Source organism: Pseudomonas helleri, from assembly GCF_009600315.1.
GTDB classification, from domain to species: domain Bacteria; phylum Pseudomonadota; class Gammaproteobacteria; order Pseudomonadales; family Pseudomonadaceae; genus Aquipseudomonas; species Aquipseudomonas helleri_A.
The window spans coordinates 49,188-69,515 of sequence record NZ_WIWC01000008.1; the positions used below are offsets into that span (position 1 = coordinate 49,188).

A 20,328-nucleotide genomic window follows, 5' to 3' on the forward strand; every position below is an offset into this window, starting at 1 on the left:
GCCCACTCAGGCCTGTGCACGTTTTTTGGGTGAAGGCAGCAGGAAAAGTCGCTCGGCTAACAACGGGTCTAGTTTAGCTCGATAGATCGCCACATAATCCATGGAACTTTCAGCCTTGGCATAGAGGGTTTTTTCGCTCCATGTGCGCTGCTCAGCTGTCTTCAAATGCGCGACATCAAACTCTCTGGCTGGCGTGTTCATAGCTTTGTAATGAAAATGAGCAAACCATAGTTCTTTTCCCTCCAGGTCTTTAATCACATATTCCTGAAGATAATCCTTTCTTTGGCCTTTGGTTAAATGTTTTCTTGGCCCAAGACGGGCGATTTCAATAACGCCCTGAGTGTTTAAATAATCAACATTCTGCCCCGTCGGCGGTAGGCGTTTAATTATACTCACACGAAGATTACGCCCTTCTTCCCTCAATCGGGAGGCACCTTCTTTAAGGTTATGACTCATCGCGTCGGCTGCCACTCTTCGTTCATCACTTAACGCCTCAACCTGAGTGCTGGCGGAATGAATAACAGCGTCCATCTGGGACGCCACCTCCTCAAGAGAGATGGCCTTAAAATCCAAAATCTCCTGGATTTCAACCGGGATTTTGGAAAACTCGGCACTTGCACGCGCACGGGCAATCGCATTGCGAAACTGCCCCAATAATATTCTGGCCTCCGCCTCAAGTCTGGATAATGTTTTGACGTGGGTTGTCTGTAATGTTGAAGGTCGTTGCGGCCCTATTGGCTCCCACTCCCCACTTGTCATTTTTCGATAGGAATGAATCTTCAAATTGTCCACCCCTTCAACCACGTCGACTATCTCATCACCCGACTCTGAGCTCGAATCACGCAGCGTACCGACCAACAGTTGTTTTTCTTTCGTTTTGATAATCCGCTGCGTTTTTTCCCCGCGAGACTCTGTAGCTGGATTGCTTGCTTTTCGACTGGGACCTGGCCTCGGCTCATCATGTTCGGAAGAAGAACTTTCAGAATCAATAATCACGGAAGCCATTTGTTGCTCAGCAAAGCTGCGCAAGTGCTTGATTAACTGCAGCATAGAAGGAAGGTATTCATTACGAAAATGGTCAGAATTCAATTCCAATAGATTTGTACAGACCGCCTCTGCGGCGTCATAGCGTTGAAGTACATTATCAAAAAAATCGAGGTGTTCCGCCGTATAACCATGAAGTTCAGGGTGCAGATTCAATTGAGACCACGCTATATCTACCAGCGATCCCTGTCCGAACAAATCGAACGCATGTTGTTCTTCGGGCAGCAAGTTCTCGCCTCCCCGTCGAATGAGTAGCTCACACAAGGTTTCTAAATAAGAAGCCCCCCAGTGCCGATCAAAATTTTCTTGACGTGGTTTATTAATGATTTCTGCCAATGGATGATTTTTGGGCACAGACCTTTTTTTAATATGCGCCAGCGCTTCTACCTCCACGATGGAGTTGTTGAACAGGCGACGCTCCATTCGCTCCGCAGTTGCTAAATTAGCCACCCATTCTTCATAGGGCGTCTTTACTCCAGCAGCCAAATCATCAAGCACTGACTTCATTGACGATTCGTAATCAGCATGAGAATTACGAACGTCTAAGGCTCGAAAGTACTCTTCCAGTATATTCTGATACCTGAACGATTTAAGAACCAAACGCTCCCACGTACTTTGAGTCGTTTCTTCATGATTATCAATGGGAACTACCTTATTGGCTTCATCCATCAACTTCATAATGTCCAATACATTTTTTCGCCACTCGGCCAATTCGCCCTCAAAGCGATCTAAATGTACGTCCCTGCGCTCACTGTCTGTATACAAAACACCTTCGAGAATAATCATGGCCTTCTCACGACGGCTGACAGTAATCTGAATATTTTCGGCTTGCTCAATTAACCTGTTCACCGTTTGAGTATTTTTAGCCCGCATTGCCTGAATTGTTTTTTTAGGCCCGCCTCCACGCAAGCCCAAACGCAGATCAAGACTCCATTGACCTGAAGAGCTGCTTATAAGAGGGGGGCCGGCGGCTTCCATGGCATCCTCCTTATGGATCACCACACTGTCGGGATCAACGCTTACGAAATACGTTTTGCTGTCCAGTTGCACATAGTATTTGTTCTGAAGTTTGATCAAACCTTTAAGCCGCCCTGCCTCTATGCGCTCGCCTTGAGTCAGGTCTATTTCCACCGCAAAGGCGTCCAGCGCTGCACGAAGCGCGGGTGTTAAACGTACTGACGAACTGAACCAGGAGTAATCCAGGGAGGAATATTCAGCGATGGATTGCGGGGTATGACGGTCAGGCAGTTTTTTCTGAACCCGCGCAGGTTGATCCGGGATTAAGCCACGCTCTGGTTTCTTGTCGCTGTAAACCGAGAGCATCGGTTCATCCAGCGGAGTTTCGAGTTGCCACTTTTCGTTGGCTGAGGCGCGAAAATTCAGCCCTTCGTGCATTAACGCCAAGCTGATATTGAATAACAAATCCATGACGGTTTGCATGGCTGCATCTTTATCGCCCTGAAGACGAGCCTGCAGGCCGTCATTAAGGCTTACCAGCGTTTGAAATATCCATGCGGCCTTTTGCAGCGGCCCACTGACGAAAAAGGTCAAACCATTAAACAGGCTCCAACCATAGCGCTTGATCAATGCCCAGCGCCGCTCGGAAGCCGACACTGTTTGTTTATCTGCCAAGGTCATCAGTGTCTGAACATGGGTCTGATACATCGCCTCAAAGTAGTCCCCGACGATGCGCTGAGTACTTAAACTGGCCGGGGTTCTGGGCAACAACGCTAAAAAACCTTCGTTCAATACAGTCTCAAGATGCGGCCGTTCAAAACCGCCATCGGCATAAAAGCCATGTGCACTTTCATCAAACCAGGCCAATACACTGTCCTGAAGCTCACCAGGCTGGTTGATAGCTTCCAACAGTGCGCGCCAGGTTGGGAACTCAAGCAGAGGTTCAATCGATAAAGGCCGGTAAAGGATAAAGGGCCCGGTATCAATATCGTAAGGCCCCAACACATACATATTCGCGACCGGGTCAATGACTGATCCTTCATAGGCATGAAAGCCTAAAGGCCGGACACAGACATTGCAGTTACCCATTGCCAGCGCGTCATCACGACGCATGAGGCGCGCCACGACTTGCCAGCCTTGGACGCTAAACCCGGCTTCACCCTTGATTTTTTTCTCAAGCGCCAGCATCGATAACTGCACGCTGATCTGCGACTTGAATAAAGCCAGACGCTCAACCAACCCGGCTTCATCGTCGATCAACAAGCGTTTGATCAGTTCGATGTAATGAGTACTTATATCCAGTTCATCAATCAGATTTTTGACGTAGCCGCCTGTTAGCCACTCTGGCACAGGTCTGCCCTGACTATCGCCAATTTCAATCAGCCCGACAGGCCATCCGCCTCTGTAATTCAACGCAAAGTCGACAAGGGAGGTGGGTTCCAGGTTGAACCGCGGTATTTGCAAGTTTTCAACCGTCAGCTCGATGACCTGGAGGTTATCAACATCGACCCGCTCCTCGGGATGATCCAGATGAAGCCGTTGCTTCAGCATCTGCTGAGCGTAGGCCGGCAAAGCATCAACTCCCTCAAGAAAAGTGCGGCCCTTGCTTTTTTGTTGCCAGAAGACTTGAGCCGACAACAACTCACTGTAAGACAACTGATCGTCGGGTTCTGCCTGTTGCAACCACAGCGGTAAGTTCGTCAGTACATGTTCAAAGAAAGCTTGGTCTTGTGAATAAAAGAGGGGGATCCGCGCGCCAGCCTCATCAAGTGCCCGCACCAGCCGAGGTAAGCTCCAGTGCTCGGTCTGCGCGGTTTTCCCCAGCCGCTCAAAGGTGTGAAGTTGAGCATCGAGCAATGTCAGCGCCAGCGCTTCAAATAAATCACCCGGCGGCTCATACAAGGTCCAGGTAAACAAAGGCGCTGCGACTCGTTCGCTGACGCGGGAAATCAAACTGCTGCCCAACCATTGCATGGATTCAAACTGTTCAACACCATTCGCGGGGGCATAGCTGAGAATAAAAGAAAGATCAGCCATGTCCCGCGTAATCACCAGCGTGCCCGGCATTTGAAAACGTTGCGGCCCGGTTTTCTCTGTGCTTTGGATATTCACCAAATATGCATGCAAGGGACTTTCTTCAGTGACTTTCAAACGTTCTTCTTTATCGGGGAATGCGTTCACTACGGCTAAGGAAACTGCTTTTTCAGTCGTCAGTTCAGGGATCCGGCTACGATTGGAAACCGTGGAACTCAACCCCGTTTTCAGTGCTCGCGACAGCCATTGAAAAGGACTGTTTTTACCCTCACGCCGCTCGCTCCAAAACTCTGCAACCGCCTGCTGGTAAGCCTCTATGAGCAACCCGGAGTGCTCATTGAGCATCTTTTGCAGGCTGTCCATGTGCACCGTCTGAGCAGGAGGGTTTTCGGTATCGCGACTGGCGGTAAGACGATGCTCCCCCTCTATCAAAGTCAAAGACGAGTCGTCTATAAACCGCTGAATCATGACTTCTTCCGGGGCCATGAAACGATACTGCCGAGGTTGCGGATTATCCGGATCAACAGCCGTTAAAGGCTCGGCCAACGCCAAACCCGCAACGTGGGCAGACAATTGCGGATACTGATCAACCAATGCTTTTTTGAATACCTCTTTGGCCACCTCCTGAAAGCTGGGACGCGGGCCAAAATCCTGGGCGTTAAAACTGCTTAATGCTGAATAGGCTGCTATGAGATCGGGATTTTTTGAAAGTTCTTTCATGGGCTGCTCATCACGTCAGTTACAGAATTGGCTTAGCCAAGGCATTCATGGCTAAGCCTGTTTCTGCGATTTAACGCGTGAACGCCTTACCCAAGGCGGTAACGGGATATGTATATGATGAGCTTAAGCATGATGGCGTTGAACAAAACGGCCTACGTAATCATCGGCCGGTGACTGCAGTATCTCTTCAGGGGTGCCGACTTGAATCAACTGCCCATCCTTGAGGATTGCAATGCGATTACCTATACGCAGGGCTTCGTCCAGATCGTGAGTAATAAAAACTATGGTCTTTTGCAGGGTGCGTTGCAGCTCTAGCAGTTGGTCTTGCATCTCTGCGCGGATCAGCGGGTCAAGCGCGCTGAACGCTTCGTCCATCAGAATGATGTCCGTGTCAGTCGCCAAGGCCCGCGCCAGCCCCACACGCTGGCGCATGCCGCCTGAGAGCTGGTGAATGAACGCCTGCTCGTAACCTTGCAAACCCACTACCGAGACCCAGTGCTGCGCTCGTTCAATGCATTGCGCCTGAGTTTCGCCCCGCACCTTTAAACCGTAAGCCACGTTGTCCAGCACATTACGATGGGGCAACAGGCCGAAATTCTGAAACACCATGCTGATTTTGTGCCGCCGCAATTGCCGCAAAGCTGGCATGTCGTATTCAAGAATATTTTCGCCATCCACCAGAATCTGGCCGCTCGTAGGATCGATCAGGCGGTTGAAATGGCGCACCAATGTGGATTTGCCCGATCCCGACAAGCCCATAATGACGAACACTTCGCCCGCACGAATCGACAGTGACAGATCATTGATGCCGACCACACAGCCGGTTTCAGTCAGTACCTGCTCCTTGTTTTTGCCTTGATGAATCAACGCCAGGACATCTTTTTCCCGGTTGCCGAACACCTTGAATACGTTGCGCACTTCAATCTTGTTGATCGCCAGTTCACTCACTTCTGACCTCCATGCCGAGGTCGGCCATATGCTTGAGTAATACGGTCAATCACCACGGCCAGGATGACGATGGCCAATCCGGCCTCCAGCCCTTTGCCGACGTTGAGGGTTTGAATACCCACCAGTACATCCTCGCCCAAGCCCCGGGCACCAATCATCGAGGCAATAACCACCATCGACAGTGCCATCATGGTGGTCTGGTTGATCCCTGCCATGATGCTGGGCATGGCCAACGGCAACTGAACACCAAACAACTGTTGCCACGGGGTGGCGCCAAAGGCGTTGATCGCTTCCATCACCTCACGATCAACCTGGCGCAAACCCAGGTCGGTCAGGCGGATCAATGGCGGCACGGCATAAATGACCGTTGCAAAGATCGCCGGGACTTTACCCAAGCCGAACAACATCAATACAGGTATCAAGTACACGAAGCTGGGCATGGTTTGCATGATGTCCAACAACGGCATCATGACCGAGCGCAGGCGGTTGTTACGGGCCGCCAGAATCCCCAGGGGTATACCCAGTAGCACTGAAATCACAGTGGCCACCATCATCAATGCCAGGGTTTGCATCAACTTGTCCCACAGGCCGACAGCGCCGACCAAAAACAGCAAGCCGACAATCAGCAATGTGCTGGTCACTTTGCGTGTCGCGTGCCAGCCAATGACACCGACGATCGCCAACATCAGCCACCACGGCGTCATGCGCAGCAAATTTTCGAGATTGATGATGGCCCATAACAGCGTGTCGGATATGTGACGGAACACATCGCCGTAATTGCTGACCAGCGCATCAACCCCGTCATTGACCCACCCTGCGATGGAAAGCGTCAGGTTGTCAGGAAACATTCAATGCCCACGTTCGGTCAGTTAATTGGATTTAAGTGCTAGGTCAACTTTTTCAGCCGCCTGCGCGGTGACCCAGCCGCGCCAGATGTCGGGCTGTTCACGTAAAAACGTTTCTGCCGCTTTACGGGGTTCGGTGCGTTTTTCGCTCATGTGGGCCAGCGTGGTGTTAAGCAAATCGATGGGGAAATCGACCTTTTCATAGAACTCAACCAACTGCGGGTACTGCGCTTTGAAGGGGGCAGATACGCCAATAGCCAGTTTTGCCGGCAATGAGCGGGTACCCTTTGGATTGGGATTATTGGCGTCAGCCAAGGTCTTCCACGCTTCGGCATCAAAGGCAGGTTCTTCCAGCTTGATCAGTTTGTAACGACCTATCAGCGGAGTCGGAGACCAGTAATAGAACAGTACCGGTTTACCCCGACGAATCGACGAACTGACTTCGGCATCCAGCGCCGCGCCTGAGCCTGTACGGAAATTGACGAAATCCTTGTCAAGACCATAGGCCTTGAGCTTTTGACTGTTAACGATCTCGGAAGTCCAGCCAGTCGGGCTATTAAGGAAACGTCCCCGAGTCGGGTCTTCCTGATCGCGGAACACGTCTTTGTACTTGGCCAGATCCGTAACTGACTTCAACTCCGGGGCCAGAGGTTTGATGCCTTTGGCCGGATCGCCTTTGATCACGTATTCAGGCACCCACCAGCCTTCGCTCGCATTTTTGACGATGTCACCCAAACCTGAAACTTTGCCCTCGGCCTCTGCCTTGACCCACACCGGGCTGCGCCCTGCCCACTCTTCGCCAATGACTTGAATATCATTCCTGGCCAATGCGGCCTCAAGACTGACCGTGCTACCGGGCAGCGTATCCGTCGCGACATCGTAGCCATGCTCGGTGATATAGCGCAGCACTTCTGTGATCAGACTGCCGCTTTCCCATGTAATGTCACCGAAATGAACAGGCGCTACCTGCTCTTGTGCCAAAGCCGGTTGAGCAATGAGCCCAACAGCCAGAAGCGAGCCACCGAGCCACGTTTTCAGTCTGTTCATACGTATTCTCTTGTTTTGGGGGAACAACTATTAAGCAGTGTGCTGTCAGGTTTTGAACAACGACTCTGTGCAAGGTTCATGTAATCGCTGACTGATCGCTGAGAAATACCCAACTGTGCTGCTATTTGTGCGTAGGTCATGCCATTAAGACGAGAGAGCAAAAATGTCGCTTTAACCTTGTCGGGCAACTTATCAAGTTGGCGCTCCACCCGGTCCAACGATTGATAAAGCTGCGCCATTGTTTCTGGCGAAGGCGCGGGTTCCAGGTCGCTGCTGGATAACGTCTTCAAAAATGCTTGCTCAACATCACGACGGCGCCATAGCTGGTAAATCAAACGCTGTGCAATTGTGGTCAACAAAGCCCGTGGTTCACGAATAACCAAGACTTGAGGTGTACTCAGTAGCTGCACAAACGTATCGGCTGCAATGTCTTCAGCGTAGCTGCTGGAATTGAGAGAGCGGCTTAAACGTGCGCTTAACCATAAATAGTGGGCACTAAAAAGCTGCCTCACGTATTCACGGTGAGTGGTGTCGGCCCCGGACATAAAGGCTCCAAAGATGAGTGGATAGCGGTCTGTCCGGTGATCCGGTGCGGCGATCCTAGCAAAGGCTTATATATCTTTTAAATATTAAAAAAATATTTAAACATCAAATTCAGATATATAAACACGCCCCTTACACGCCCTAGCACAACGTGGCAAAACCCTGCTTAATCGCTTCTTTCTCATAGTCGAGCAGTAGCTGATAGTCCATCGGATGTGCCGGTAACACTTCATTCAGGCCCAAGCAGGCACTCACCTCAGGAAGTTGCTTAAGCGCAGTGTTCATGGCGGCACGAATACGCTCCACTTCGGCATGGCTTGAAGTGCGAGCGGTGATGTAGGGCAATGTGGGACTCGCCGCTGTACGCGCGACGACACGCAGGCCTGCTACCTCTTGGGGGGCGTAACGCGCCAAATAGGCAAAGGTTACGCTGTCGATCGCTGCCAGATCCGCACACTGCGCTTTCACCCATCGCAGACTGTGTAAATGAGCACCACTGATGCCCAGCGAAGAAAAAAATCGCCCGTCCTTCTGCAAGGGAGCCAATTGATGGCGAAACAGGTTCATGCCGCTGTTCGAATGCAGATCATTGACCACCCCGCGGCTGCCCTTGAAGTCTGCGAGCGTTTCGCGTTTATCGGTAGCGCGGCTGATGATCAAACTGCAATGAATGCCACCTGTGCTATCAGGTAACTCGTAATGAGGTCGACCGATCAGCTGCACCTGATCGAGCAATTGAGTCACCAAAGGGTAGCCACAGGTTTGAGCCAACAATAGTTTCGGTGCACGAAACAGCGCTAATGAGTCGAGGTCTTGCGGCTTTGCGCGGGTCAGCTCCAACAGCGCCATGATGCGCTTCAACCATTGCTGATTAGCCGCTTCCACAGGCGCCGGTGCAACGTACATCGTGAGTTCTGCATAACGTCCAGACATGGTGGGTTCCGTGCTCTATCAACTGAAGGGATGCTGCGGGCTGTCGATGACGCGCACACTGTTGTTACGCAGGAACACGCCATAACCCTCGACCAGAAAACCGCCACTGCGCTGTAGCCACTGTTCACGCCGTGCCCTGTAAACCTTGGGCAAATAAAACCACGGCAGGCCCGGCAGGTCATGGTGAACCAGGTGCAAATTCAAATTAAGAAACAACCACCTCCATGGCCAGCCGGCCTCATTAAGCACCGTTCGATGTTCCGGCCGAACAGCAGGTCGATGCTCATAGTAAGAACGAAGGGCGCCCACAGAAAGTGCCGGTACAGTCACCAAAAAAACGTAATGAGTAATCGATAGCACGCTGTAATGGGCAATGTAGGCAAACATCAACAGCGTGAAAAAACCGTGGGTGAGCCACATTCGCCATGCCTGACGATTACCATGGCGCAAACGCGTGAGCTCTTGCGCTGCGAGGCCGAATAACGCCAGCGGTGGCCCGACCACCAATCGCCCGGCAACGGTTTTGTTGAGCCAAAGTAGTGCGCGCACTAATGCAGGGGCTTGCGGCCATTGGTTGCGTTTGAGGTAACGACTTTCCGGATCAACGCCGGGCAATGTCAAGTCGTGGTCGCGGTGATGCTGCAGATGACTGTCACGGTATAACGTGTACGGATACCAGAGGGCGAACGGGGCATACCCCAGCACCTTGTTCAGCCATGCAAAGGTGGTGGGATGACCATGCAACAGCTCATGCTGCACTGACATCCACAACACGACGACGGGGATCAGTAAAACGATTGTCCAGAAGACACCCATCAGCGGGCTGTATAAAAGCAGCGCGAACCATGCGCCGGGCACTGCAATCAATAGCAGCCACGTTGGCCATTGGGTGCGACCGGTAAAACTGCGAGCCAGTGCCTGGATGTCCCGTTGCTGGGCAAGATCAAAATAATGCGCCATCGCGAAGCTCAACAAAGAAGTGGAAGTCCCCTCTATGTGGCGCGAGCTGTGCTTTTCTTGCAGATCGATTGGTTATTGGCTTAGCACTGAGTGTAGAGACGCATCAGCCAAAAAATGCAGGCACAAAAAAAGCAGCCCTTAGGCTGCTTCTCTGTGTTTTTTGAAACTGCGTAGCTCCAAAAAACAAAATTTGGAGCGGGAAACGAGACTCGAACTCGCGACCCCGACCTTGGCAAGGTCGTGCTCTACCAACTGAGCTATTCCCGCAATAATGGCGTCCCCTAGGGGACTCGAACCCCTGTTACCGCCGTGAAAGGGCGGTGTCCTAGGCCACTAGACGAAGGGGACGTTGCCCGAAATGCACACGTACATTTCAGTGCCAGATCATTAACCGAAGTTAGTAACTTGGCTTTCACTCAACTCTGTCCGAAAACAAAGTTGCTTAAAAATGGAGCGGGAAACGAGACTCGAACTCGCGACCCCGACCTTGGCAAGGTCGTGCTCTACCAACTGAGCTATTCCCGCAATAATGGCGTCCCCTAGGGGACTCGAACCCCTGTTACCGCCGTGAAAGGGCGGTGTCCTAGGCCACTAGACGAAGGGGACGTTGCCCGAAATGTACACGTACATTTCAGTGCCAATCACATAACCTGAGTCAATGATCTGGCTTTCACTCAACCCCGTCCGAAAACGAAGCTGCTTAAAAATGGAGCGGGAAACGAGACTCGAACTCGCGACCCCGACCTTGGCAAGGTCGTGCTCTACCAACTGAGCTATTCCCGCAATGGCGTCCCCTAGGGGACTCGAACCCCTGTTACCGCCGTGAAAGGGCGGTGTCCTAGGCCACTAGACGAAGGGGACACGCTACAACTTCACTGGTTGCTGGCGTTTAGCTATTCGCTTTACGCTGCAATTGGCGCGCATTCTAGGGATGGATTTGAAAGTCGTCAACCCCATTCTGAAAATATATTGAAATCAATGACTTCCCTCCCCTATGCACGCTTTCCTGCGCAGTCTGTCACTGAACTTCTGACGCGTGTATTCCGTCTCACTTCAAGGGGTTATGATTGACTGCGAGAGTAATGGCATATTGCAGCTATCGACCTTCACGTTCTTTATAGACAGGTATCATCCAGAACACCCCCACGGGCAATATTTTGCCTTGGCCCTGCATTAACCGGCAGACCACTTTGAAGAGGTTTTAACGTTGACTCCTTCCATGATTACCCTGCTTGTCATAGCCGGGATCGTACTGTTGATCGCCATTGCCTACTTGAACCATGTGGTGGAAAACAACAAGCTGGAAAAATCCCGTCAAAAGGTCGAACTCAATGACCGCATTCGTCGGTGCAGTGAAGTCAACGAGACATTTCCGGGCCAGCTGATGTCTCCCGCGCTCAAGCTTTTATTGACGCGTCTCGAACTCAACGCGACGCAACGGTTATTACAACTGCAAAAAAACAGCGCCACAACCAAGGCTCGGGCTGGCGAACTCACCGCATTAGTCGGACAAGGCGAATCGATCGCGGTCAATAACCCGCCACGCCCTATCCTCACGGAGGCCACGGCCAAAGATGTTCGCTTTGCGCTGGAAACCCTGCACGGCCAAATCACGCGCGCAGCCAAAGATCACGTGTTGAGCAACAGCGATGCAAAAGAGTGGCTTAAAGAAGTTCATCACCTGCTGGTGGTTCTGCATATAGAGTTCTTCAACAACCTTGGCCAGCTTTCGCTCCAGCAAAACCAGCCTGGCCAGGCGCGCCTGGCCTTTGAACGTGGCGTGCAGTACTTGCGTCAGCAGCCAGACACACGCTACAGCACCCAGCTCGACGCCTTTGAAGCGCAATTAGCCCGTGCCAACACTCTTTTACTGAACACGCTTGAGCCTACAAAAGACGAAGCCAATGAGCTGACCGAAGGACTCAAGAGTGACGAGACAGAAGGCGACTGGAAGAAAAAGGCGATTTACGACTAAACGCAGTTCAGCCTAAAGCAGTCGCTGTGCGGGAATCGCACAGAACGTTGCAGGCTATAAAAACAAGTGTGATGCAGCACCCGGGACGGGCAAGAGGGTGAAACACAAAAAGGCAGTCACGAGGACTGCCTTTTTGTTTGACGTCAGGCTACCGGATTAATTGGCTTTTCCGGGTACCACACGTCCAACAGCGGGCTCACTTCAACGCTGGTCAGCTCTGGGCGAGCTTTCAACCAGGCTTCAACAGCTGCACGCTGCTCTTCGCTGACCGAACCGCGTTTCTGCAGGCAAACCAGACCGTAGTCGTCGCCGCCAACATAGCCAAGGCCGTTAGCTTCCATGGCTTCTTTCAAAAAGGCTTCCAGGAAAGCGTCGACAGCTTCATCCGACAGGTCTTCTTTGAAATCCAGGTTCAGCTCAAAACCCAGCTCCTGAAATTCATCAACGCACAATTTTTTGCGCAGACGCTGGGAACGATTAGTAGCCATTGAACAATCCTCTTAAGTAATAACGGCGGCACTTTACCAGCTTAAGCCTGCGTCTGCCCGATTCCGTATGAGCGGTTCATCGTTTTCTGCTTATATTAAGCACGTGTCTTTGGCATGCCGATGCACAAGCCCACAAACCTTGGGGCATAATGCCGGTACTTTTATGACCATTGAGGGCGATTTTTGTCGTGCCCTCGTATTTTTCCCCCCTCGCGTGCAGGGTTTAACTTCTTATGATCAAATCTTTACGACCACTGCTTCTCGCGGGCCTTTTTTTACCGCTCGCCTTCGGCGCTAACGCCGCCCCCGTCAACACCACGCTTTCACCTAAAGTCCAGCAAGCGCTCAAAACCAATAAACTGCAAAACGATGCGCTATCGCTGGTCATGATCCCGCTCAATGGCCCAGGCGTGCCTACCGTGTTCAATGCCGATGTGTCCATGAACCCGGCCTCCACCATGAAACTGGTGACCACCTACGCGGCACTTGAAATGCTCGGCCCGACCCATCAGTGGAAAACTGAGTTCTACACTGACGGCACCCTGAACAACGGCACGCTGCAAGGCAATTTGTACCTCAAGGGCGGCGGCGACCCCAAACTCAACATGGAAAAACTCTGGCTGCTGATGCGTGACCTGCGCGCCAATGGCGTACAGCAGGTCACCGGCGACCTGATACTGGATCGCAGCTTCTTTGAGCAACCTCAGCTTCCGGCGTTTAACGACGACGGCAACGACAAAAACAAGCCGTTTCTGGTCAAGCCCGATGCTCTGATGGTCAACCTCAAAGCGTTGCGCTTCATCGCCCGCAATGACGCGGGCAAGGTGTTGATCTCGGTCGAGCCGCCGATTGCCAGCATCCGGGTCGACAATCAGGTAAAGCCCCTGAACAGCAAGCAATGCACCGGCGATGTCCGCTATAACCCCGTACAGCAAGCCGATGGCACTGTTCTGGTCACGGTCAGCGGTCAACTGGCGGATGGCTGCAACTCTCAAACCTACTTGTCCCTGCTTGATCACGCGACCTATACCGCAGGGGCCGTACGCGCCATTTGGAAAGAGCTGGGCGGCACCATTCAGGGCCAGGATCGTCAGGCAAGCGTACCCAAGAATGCCAAATTGCTCGCTCGCGCCTACTCGCCGGACTTGGCCGAGATCATTCGCGACATCAACAAATACAGCAACAACACCATGGCTCAGCAGCTCTTCCTGAGCCTCGGCGCTCAGTTCCGCAATGATGCGGACGGCGACGATGCCAAAGCAGCTCAACGTGTCATTCGCCAGTGGCTGGCCAAAAAAGGCATCACGGCACCGCACCTGATCATGGAGAACGGCTCAGGCCTTTCACGTGCCGAACGAGTGAGCGCACGTGAGATGGCGCAAATGCTTCAGGCCGCCTGGAACAGTCCTTATGCCGCTGAGTTCATCAGCTCCATGCCAATTGCAGGCAAGGACGGCACCATGCGCAAACGGTTGAAAACCACCGCCATGAACGGTCAGGCCCATATCAAGACCGGCACCCTGAACACCGTTCGCGCTATTTCCGGTTTTAGCCGCGACCAGAATGGCAATACCTGGGCGGTCGTCGCGATTCTCAACGACCCTCGCCCTTGGGGCGCCTCAGCCATTCTCGATCAAGTGCTGCTCGATCTTTATCGCCAGCCCCCGCTCGCCAATCGCGCCGTCTCCATCGCCCAGTAACCTTTTCACAGATGATAAAAAACGCCCTTGTTCGTGCGATCAAGGGCGTTTTTTTATTGCCTGAACAACAGGATTAACGTGCCATTATTTTCCAGGCACGGTGGATTTTGCTGTTGCGAGCAAAGTCCGGATCAATGGTGCTGGCGGTAATTTCTTCGACGGCGTAACGCGATTCCAAATGCTCATCAAGGATGAACTTGCGGAAGTTGTTCGAGAAGTACAGCACGCCGCCCGGTGCCAGACGCGCCATGGCCAGATCCAGCAATTGCACGTGATCGCGCTGGACATCAAAGATGCCTTCCATGCGCTTGGAGTTCGAGAAGGTCGGCGGATCGATAAAGATCAGGTCGTACTCTTCACGGCAGGCATCCAGCCACACCATCACATCGCCCTGCTCCAGACGGTTCTTGTCCGAAAAACCATTCAGGGACAGATTGCGACGCGCCCAGTCCAGATAGGTCTTGGACAAGTCAACGCTGGTAGTGCTGCGCGCCCCACCTTTAGCGGCATGCACACTGGCCGTCGCGGTGTAGCAATACAGATTGAGGAAGCGCTTGCCGGCAGCCTCTTTCTGAATACGCATACGCATCGGGCGGTGATCCAGGAACAGCCCTGTGTCCAGGTAGTCAGTCAGGTTGACCAGCAGCTTCACACCGCCTTCATTGACCTCGGTGAACTTGCCCTGTGCGCTTTGACGCTCGTACTGCTTGGTGCCGCTCTGACGCTCGCGACGCTTGACGATCACGCGGCTCTTGTCAATGTTCAGCGCCTGAGGAATAGCCGCCAATGCATCGAACATACGGGCCGAGGCTTTTTCAGGATCAATGGATTTAGGCGCGGCATATTCCTGCACGTGAACCCAATCGTGATACAGGTCGATAGCCATCGAGTATTCAGGCATATCGGCATCGTAAACCCGGTAGCAATCAATGCCTTCACGCTTGACCCACTTGCTCAGCGCCTTGAGGTTCTTTTGCAAGCGATTGGCAAACATCTGCCCGCCTTCACTCAAACGCGGCTGTTCGATCACCACCGGAGCGGGCTTGATCGGGTTACCGTTCTTGTTGAACTTCTCGTACTTGGTTGGCGCTTCGATGTTGGACGGCAGGTCAGACTCGGCCTGCTCTCGCTCGGCCTGACGCTGCTCAGGCGTGCGACGCTCGCCTGTGACGAATTGATCCGGCACGACTTTGATCAACAACAGCTTGCACGGCAAAGCGCCGTTCCAGAACGAATACTGTTTATGGCTGCGAATACCCATACGCTTGCCCAAATCCGGGGCGCCAGTGAATACCGCGGCCTCCCAGTTCAGACAGGCCTGACGCAGGCGCTCACCCAGATTCTGGTAAAGGTAAAGCAGGCTTGCCTCGTCTCCCAGACGCTCGCCGTAGGGAGGGTTACAGATAACCAGACCTTTCTGGTTCTGATCCGGGCGCGGCTCAAACGTCGCCACTTCGCCCTGATAGATTTTGATCCAGTGGCTTAATCCGGCACGCTCAATGTTGTTACGCGCAGGCTGGATAAGACGCGGGTCGGCTTCATAACCACGGATCCACAGAGGCGGCTTGGCCATGCCAATTTCGGCACGCTCGGTGGCCTCTTCGTGGAGTTTTTTCCAGATCGCCGGAATATGCCCCAACCAGGCATCAAAACCCCAGTGGATACGGTTGAGGTTGGGCGCCATGTCGGCAGCAATCATCGCGCCTTCAACCAGGAATGTACCCACACCACACATCGGGTCAGCCAATGCAGCGCCTTCGGCTGCCATGCGTGGCCAGCCAGCACGGATCAAGATGGCCGCTGCCAGGTTCTCTTTCAGCGGGGCCGCACCCTGCTGGAGACGATAGCCACGCTGGTGCAAGCTGCTGCCTGACAGATCCAGGGACAGAATCGCTTCGCCGCGGTCCAGACGCAGGTGAATGCGCAAGTCCGGGCTGAATTTATCAATGGATGGGCGCTCACCGGAAGGCGTGCGCAGTTTGTCGACGATGGCATCCTTGACCTTCAACGCACCGAAGTGTGTGTTGTCGATGCCCGAACCGTGGCCGCTGAACTCAACAGCCAGCGTACCGTCCGGAACCATATGATCATGCCATTCAACATCCAGCACACCGTGATACAGATCCTCAGCGTCTTTCATCGGGAAGCGCTTGAGCACCAACAAGACACGGTTGGCCAGGCGCGACCAGAGGCAGAGGCGATAGGCGGTTTCCATATCCGCGACACCTCGAATGGCCGAGGTATGCTCGCGGGCTTCCTCAAGACCAAGGCCCGTAGCCTCCTCAAGGAGAAGGCCTTCAAGGCCTTTGGGACAAGTAAGGAAGAGTTCGTAACGATCCGACATGGAATTCCTGAGCTTTAAGCTATCAGTGAGAAGGCAACGCATCGCCTGCTCCGTTTTCAATCAAGCGCTTTTCTTGAAGAGCGCCCGTGTGGCACGAAACTGTGCCGTTCCACCCCGGCGACCACCCCGACCCGAAGGCATAAAGAGTTTAGACGCAGAGACAGTTCATTCATTCAGAAACAATGTGACATGTTCAGACCCTTCGTCGAATAGTACCCGAGCATGGCAGGTGGCTTTTCACTGTAGAGAATGAAACGCATCCTCTTTGCAAGGGCTCGCCCTATCAGGGTTTTGTCGCATTCAGCCTGACAAAACAGGTCTTTCTTATGGCCTTAACACCATTATCGTTACGTCCTTATGACAAAACGATCATTCACACACCTTGGCTCATTGGTTAGAAATGAACTCAGGTTGTCACCGCACAGGCGACAACAAAATGCTCGCCACGCCGGCAGCGAGCACACCAACGGCAGAACACTCTGCCCCGACCACTGGTTGGTCGACGCTATACATACAGTCAACAAGTGAGGGCAACACCCTATGAGAAGACTTAAGCGTGATCCGTTGGAAAAAGCATTTTTACGCGGATATCAATATGGCGTTCATGGAAAATCCCGTGAGCTTTGCCCTTTTACTCTACCGTCGGTACGCCAAGCCTGGATTAATGGCTGGCGAGAAGGACGCGGCGACAACTGGGACGGTATGACAGGCACTGCGGGCATCCACCGACTTAACGAACTTCACGCCGTCGGCTAACTCTGGGCAAATTCCGACATCACCTCTGAGACGTTTGCACTTTAACCATGCCGTCACATCCTGGCGGCGGGCTGCGGCCCAAGGGCTCCTCCACGGAGCCCTTTTTATTGCCAGACCGTTTGCCTCATCAATTACTTGCGCACAAGTGCCGAGATAGCATCCACGGACTCTCTGATCAGGGCCGGGCCTTTATAAATAAAGCCTGAGTAGATTTGTACAAGGCTGGCGCCCGCAGCGATTTTCTCAGCCGCGTGCTTGCCTTCAGTAATACCGCCTGCCGCAATGATAGGCATACGACCGCCCAGCTCGGCTGCCAGTACTCTCACCGTGTGGGTGCTCTTCTCACGCACGGGCGCACCCGACAAACCACCAGCTTCGTCACCGTGTTCCATGCCTTCAACACCCACACGGCTTAACGTCGTATTGGTGGCGATCACGGCGTCCATACCCGTCTCAAGCAATGCCTGAGCCACGAGAACAGTCTCTTCATCGGTCATGTCCGGCGCGATTTTAATCGCTAGCGGGACGCGTTTTCCGTGTCGTTCTGTGAGTTCGTTCTGACGTATTTGCAAGGCTTCAAGTAATTGCTTGAGCGAATCACCAAATTGCAAACTGCGCAGCCCAGGGGTATTCGGCGAACTGACGTTGACGGTTACGTAGCTGGCGTGCGCATACACTTTGTCCAGGCAGATCAAATAGTCGTCGACTGCGCGCTCGACCGGCGTGTCAAAATTTTTACCTATATTGATGCCCAGAATGCCGCTGTATTTAGCCGCTTGCACCCGCGCCAGCAGATGATCAACCCCAAGGTTGTTGAAACCCATACGGTTGATGATGGCTTGCGCTTGCGGCAAGCGGAAGATACGTGGCTTGGGATTTCCTGGCTGAGGTCGTGGCGTAACGGTGCCCACCTCTACAAAACCGAAACCCAACTGTGCAAAGCCATCGATGGCCGAACCGTTTTTGTCCAGACCCGCAGCCAGACCGACCGGGTTTGGAAAGTCGAGCCCCATTACATTAACCGGCAATCTGGCCGGGGCCTTGCACAACAAACCATTAAGCCCCAAGCGGCCACCTGCACCGATCAAGTCCAGAGACAGGTCGTGAGAGGTTTCGGGGGAAAGTTTGAAGAGCAACTGGCGGGCCAGGTTATACATGGGTTCAATGGTCTCGAGACTGACTGAAAGTGGGCGCAATTATAGCTGCGCTGTACGACAAATCACAGGCAAAGAAAAACCCGGCCTGAGCCGGGTTTTTCTGAACAGCCTAGCTAAAAATTACTTAGCTTCAGCTTGAACGGTAGCTTCTACGCGACGGTTCAGAGCACGGCCTTCAGCAGTTGCGTTAGTAGCAACTGGGTTTGCTTTACCGTGACCAACAGCGTCTACACGGTTAGAAGCAACACCTTGGTTAACCAGAGCTGCACGAACGGCGTCTGCACGACGTTGCGACAGTTTCAGGTTGTAGGCATCGGTACCAACGCTGTCGGTGTAACCAGCAACAGTCGTGGTGGTCGATGGGTACTGCTTCATGAAATCAGCAACGTTGTTGATGTCAGGCATGTACTGCGACTTAACGTTCGACTTGTCGAAGTCGAATTTCACGTCCAGTTCAACGCGAACAACTTCAGCAATCGGAGCTTCTGGTTCTGGCTCAGCGATTGGTGCTGGAGCTGGAACTGGAGCCGGTGCAACTTTACCGCCGTTGCCGCCGAAGTTCACACCCAGACCAACGGTAGGAGCGTAGTCCCACTTGCCGTTGTCCAGTTTGTAGTCAGCTTCAACGCCTGCACGGGCGAAGAAGTTGTTAGTGATGTACCACTTAACACCAGCGCCAGCAGTCAGGAAAGTCGACTTGTCACGACCGCTGTGACCATCAGCTTCTACGTTGGTCATGCTCTTGTGAGCAACACCACCGGAAACGTATGGACGCAGAGCGTCGCCAACGTCACGGAAGTGGTACTGAGCGTTCAGACCAAAGTTGTCGCCTTTGATTTTCTGGTGGCCAGTGCCGTCATTCGAACGGGTGTGGTTGGTTTTGTCGTAGGTCAGGTTCAACGAGACGTCGTCGGTAATGAAGTAACCGATCGATGCGCCTGGGTTGTAGCCGTCTTCAACGTGGTCGACGCTGTCGTTGTACTGTTTTTTGTAGAACAGTTCACCCTCGACCGCGCCTTGGCCTTGTGCCAGGGCACCGAACGAAGTTGCGGCTACAAAGGAACCAATGGCAATGCCCAAGGTGTTTTTCAGTTTCATCCGTTAAATCCCCATCTGGTGATTGTAAAGCAGTCCCACATACCGGGGGACAACTCGGCGACAAGTCTATCAGACCTTGCCTACACGTAGATCCATTTGCACTGAACTAAGTTTCAGCATTATCTGCAAATTTCTCACGTAATTTGTCAAGAGCGCGCTTGTACCGCATCTTTGTCGCGCTCAAACCCATATGCATTATGTCTGCGATTTCCTGAAATTCCAGTTCTGCGACGAAACGCAGCACTAAAATTTCGCGATCAATCGGATTCACGTGCACCAGCCAGCGATCAAGTCCGCCCTTTTCCTCAGGTTTCGGCGCCTTTTCTTCAGACGCTTCCTCGAGGGGATCGATACTTAATGCGTCCATCAAGCGACGCTTTCGCCGTTCCTTTCGATACTGTGTAATGCATTCGTTGTAAGTGATGCTATAGAGCCATGTCTTGAATTTCGATTTACCTTCGAAATTTTTCAGACCATACAGCACCTTGAGCATGACTTCCTGACAGACATCATCTGCGTCTCTATCGTTCCCTAAATACCTTGAACATACGTTGAACAAAGTGCGCTGATACCGGCGCATCAGTTCTTCGTAGGCCCGCGTAACGTGGAACAACTCATCATGCGCGCGCGCCACCAACTCCTCATCAGAGAGCTCGCGGGGATCGTAGCGCATGGACAGCGGTTGTGCTTTATTCAAAACGAGTCGTGCCGACAGTCAGGTCAATGTCCGCCGCAGCCTGACAAGCAGGCAATATCGCGGCGGCATACAGTATCAGGGT

Annotated in this window: 15 protein-coding genes, 6 tRNA genes and 1 pseudogene; 3 read left to right on the plus strand and 19 right to left on the minus strand. The window is 52.8% G+C overall.

Going from position 1 to position 20,328, the window contains the following annotated elements; all coding sequences use genetic code 11:
• Positions 1-6: 6 nt before the first annotated feature.
• From GHN86_RS07160 to GHN86_RS07220, 13 genes are all read right to left on the minus strand, one after another.
• Complete coding sequence (locus GHN86_RS07160; protein WP_153376974.1) at positions 7-4,755, minus strand: dermonecrotic toxin domain-containing protein; 4,749 nt, start codon at positions 4,753-4,755, stop codon at positions 7-9.
• 123 nt (positions 4,756-4,878) lie between these two features.
• Positions 4,879-5,703 (minus strand): glycine betaine/L-proline ABC transporter ATP-binding protein, encoded by an 825-nt coding sequence (locus tag GHN86_RS07165; RefSeq protein ID WP_323369086.1) that lies wholly within the window; start codon positions 5,701-5,703, stop codon positions 4,879-4,881.
• The gene (locus GHN86_RS07170) at positions 5,700-6,551 is read right to left on the minus strand and encodes an ABC transporter permease (RefSeq protein WP_153386303.1); all 852 of its coding nucleotides are present in this window, start codon (positions 6,549-6,551) and stop codon (positions 5,700-5,702) included. The genes GHN86_RS07165 and GHN86_RS07170 overlap by 4 nt, the downstream gene beginning before the upstream one ends.
• A 21-nt stretch (positions 6,552-6,572) precedes the next feature.
• On the minus strand, positions 6,573-7,595 hold the full coding sequence (locus GHN86_RS07175) for an ABC transporter substrate-binding protein (RefSeq protein ID WP_153376972.1): 1,023 nt from the start codon (positions 7,593-7,595) through the stop codon (positions 6,573-6,575).
• Positions 7,592-8,140, minus strand: a complete 549-nt coding sequence (locus GHN86_RS07180) for a sigma-70 family RNA polymerase sigma factor (RefSeq protein ID WP_153376971.1) — start codon at positions 8,138-8,140, stop codon at positions 7,592-7,594. Before GHN86_RS07180 ends, GHN86_RS07175 begins: the two co-directional genes overlap by 4 nt.
• 139 nt (positions 8,141-8,279) lie before the next feature.
• Complete coding sequence (locus GHN86_RS07185) at positions 8,280-9,071, minus strand: phosphate/phosphite/phosphonate ABC transporter substrate-binding protein (RefSeq protein ID WP_153376970.1); 792 nt, start codon at positions 9,069-9,071, stop codon at positions 8,280-8,282.
• An 18-nt stretch (positions 9,072-9,089) separates the two neighbouring features.
• Entirely contained in the window at positions 9,090-10,031 is a 942-nt protein-coding gene (locus tag GHN86_RS07190) for a fatty acid desaturase (protein ID WP_153376969.1), read from the minus strand.
• A gap of 191 nt (positions 10,032-10,222) precedes the next feature.
• Positions 10,223-10,298, minus strand: a tRNA-Gly gene (locus tag GHN86_RS07195).
• A gap of 5 nt (positions 10,299-10,303) precedes the next feature.
• A tRNA-Glu gene (locus GHN86_RS07200) sits at positions 10,304-10,379 on the minus strand.
• 101 nt (positions 10,380-10,480) lie between these two features.
• A tRNA-Gly gene (locus GHN86_RS07205) sits at positions 10,481-10,556 on the minus strand.
• A 5-nt stretch (positions 10,557-10,561) separates the two neighbouring features.
• Positions 10,562-10,637, minus strand: a tRNA-Glu gene (locus GHN86_RS07210).
• Positions 10,638-10,738: 101 nt separating this feature from the next.
• Positions 10,739-10,814: transfer RNA gene (locus GHN86_RS07215), tRNA-Gly, on the minus strand.
• Between the two features lie 2 nt (positions 10,815-10,816).
• Positions 10,817-10,892, minus strand: a tRNA-Glu gene (locus tag GHN86_RS07220).
• Between the two features lie 358 nt (positions 10,893-11,250).
• Here GHN86_RS07220 and GHN86_RS07225 point away from each other — a divergent pair.
• Positions 11,251-12,006: a hypothetical protein gene (locus tag GHN86_RS07225; protein ID WP_194286155.1), complete on the plus strand. Its 756-nt coding sequence runs from the start codon at positions 11,251-11,253 to the stop codon at positions 12,004-12,006.
• Between the two features lie 143 nt (positions 12,007-12,149).
• On the opposite strand, the gene GHN86_RS07230 is transcribed toward GHN86_RS07225, so the two are convergent.
• Positions 12,150-12,494 carry a YggL family protein gene (locus GHN86_RS07230; protein ID WP_153376967.1) on the minus strand — a complete coding sequence of 115 codons (345 nt, stop codon included), beginning with the start codon at positions 12,492-12,494 and terminating at the stop codon, positions 12,150-12,152.
• Positions 12,495-12,727: 233 nt separating this feature from the next.
• Between GHN86_RS07230 and dacB the strand changes: the two genes are divergently transcribed.
• Entirely contained in the window at positions 12,728-14,194 is a 1,467-nt protein-coding gene (gene dacB / locus GHN86_RS07235) for a D-alanyl-D-alanine carboxypeptidase/D-alanyl-D-alanine-endopeptidase (RefSeq protein WP_153376966.1), read from the plus strand.
• A gap of 73 nt (positions 14,195-14,267) precedes the next feature.
• Here the strand turns inward: dacB and rlmKL are convergent, their stop codons facing one another.
• On the minus strand, positions 14,268-16,538 hold the full coding sequence (rlmKL, locus tag GHN86_RS07240) for a bifunctional 23S rRNA (guanine(2069)-N(7))-methyltransferase RlmK/23S rRNA (guanine(2445)-N(2))-methyltransferase RlmL (RefSeq protein WP_153376965.1): 2,271 nt from the start codon (positions 16,536-16,538) through the stop codon (positions 14,268-14,270).
• 540 nt (positions 16,539-17,078) lie between these two features.
• Here rlmKL and rmf point away from each other — a divergent pair.
• Positions 17,079-17,294, plus strand: coding sequence for a ribosome modulation factor (gene rmf, locus GHN86_RS07245; RefSeq protein ID WP_019827662.1), 216 nt, complete (start codon positions 17,079-17,081; stop codon positions 17,292-17,294).
• A 131-nt stretch (positions 17,295-17,425) separates the two neighbouring features.
• On the opposite strand, the gene GHN86_RS07250 is transcribed toward rmf, so the two are convergent.
• From GHN86_RS07250 to sigX, 4 genes and pseudogenes are all read right to left on the minus strand, one after another.
• On the minus strand, positions 17,426-18,451 hold the full coding sequence (locus GHN86_RS07250) for a quinone-dependent dihydroorotate dehydrogenase (RefSeq protein WP_153376964.1): 1,026 nt from the start codon (positions 18,449-18,451) through the stop codon (positions 17,426-17,428).
• A gap of 120 nt (positions 18,452-18,571) precedes the next feature.
• Positions 18,572-19,015, minus strand: coding sequence for an OmpA family protein (locus tag GHN86_RS24025; protein ID WP_416333489.1), 444 nt, complete (start codon positions 19,013-19,015; stop codon positions 18,572-18,574).
• Positions 19,010-19,549 (minus strand): annotated as a pseudogene (locus GHN86_RS24030) (OmpA family protein); the annotation flags it as partial. The pseudogene GHN86_RS24030 and the gene GHN86_RS24025, both read right to left, overlap by 6 nt.
• Positions 19,550-19,655: 106 nt before the next feature.
• Positions 19,656-20,246, minus strand: coding sequence for an RNA polymerase sigma factor SigX (sigX, locus tag GHN86_RS07260; protein ID WP_122784583.1), 591 nt, complete (start codon positions 20,244-20,246; stop codon positions 19,656-19,658).
• Between the last annotated feature and the right edge of the window lie 82 nt (positions 20,247-20,328).

What these genes read in the sequence shown, in the direction of transcription:
- GHN86_RS07160 (WP_153376974.1), bottom strand. Translation starts at nt 4,755, where the DNA reads ATGAAAGAACTTTCAAAAAATCCCGATCTCATAGCAGCCTATTCAGCA.
- GHN86_RS07170 (WP_153386303.1), bottom strand. Translation starts at nt 6,551, where the DNA reads ATGTTTCCTGACAACCTGACGCTTTCCATCGCAGGGTGGGTCAATGAC.
- GHN86_RS07175 (WP_153376972.1), bottom strand. Translation starts at nt 7,595, where the DNA reads ATGAACAGACTGAAAACGTGGCTCGGTGGCTCGCTTCTGGCTGTTGGG.
- GHN86_RS07180 (WP_153376971.1), bottom strand. Translation starts at nt 8,140, where the DNA reads ATGTCCGGGGCCGACACCACTCACCGTGAATACGTGAGGCAGCTTTTT.
- GHN86_RS07185 (WP_153376970.1), bottom strand. Translation starts at nt 9,071, where the DNA reads ATGTCTGGACGTTATGCAGAACTCACGATGTACGTTGCACCGGCGCCT.
- GHN86_RS07190 (WP_153376969.1), bottom strand. Translation starts at nt 10,031, where the DNA reads ATGGCGCATTATTTTGATCTTGCCCAGCAACGGGACATCCAGGCACTG.
- GHN86_RS07225 (WP_194286155.1), top strand. Translation starts at nt 11,251, where the DNA reads ATGATTACCCTGCTTGTCATAGCCGGGATCGTACTGTTGATCGCCATT.
- GHN86_RS07230 (WP_153376967.1), bottom strand. Translation starts at nt 12,494, where the DNA reads ATGGCTACTAATCGTTCCCAGCGTCTGCGCAAAAAATTGTGCGTTGAT.
- dacB (WP_153376966.1), top strand. Translation starts at nt 12,728, where the DNA reads ATGATCAAATCTTTACGACCACTGCTTCTCGCGGGCCTTTTTTTACCG.
- rlmKL (WP_153376965.1), bottom strand. Translation starts at nt 16,538, where the DNA reads ATGTCGGATCGTTACGAACTCTTCCTTACTTGTCCCAAAGGCCTTGAA.
- rmf (WP_019827662.1), top strand. Translation starts at nt 17,079, where the DNA reads ATGAGAAGACTTAAGCGTGATCCGTTGGAAAAAGCATTTTTACGCGGA.
- GHN86_RS07250 (WP_153376964.1), bottom strand. Translation starts at nt 18,451, where the DNA reads ATGTATAACCTGGCCCGCCAGTTGCTCTTCAAACTTTCCCCCGAAACC.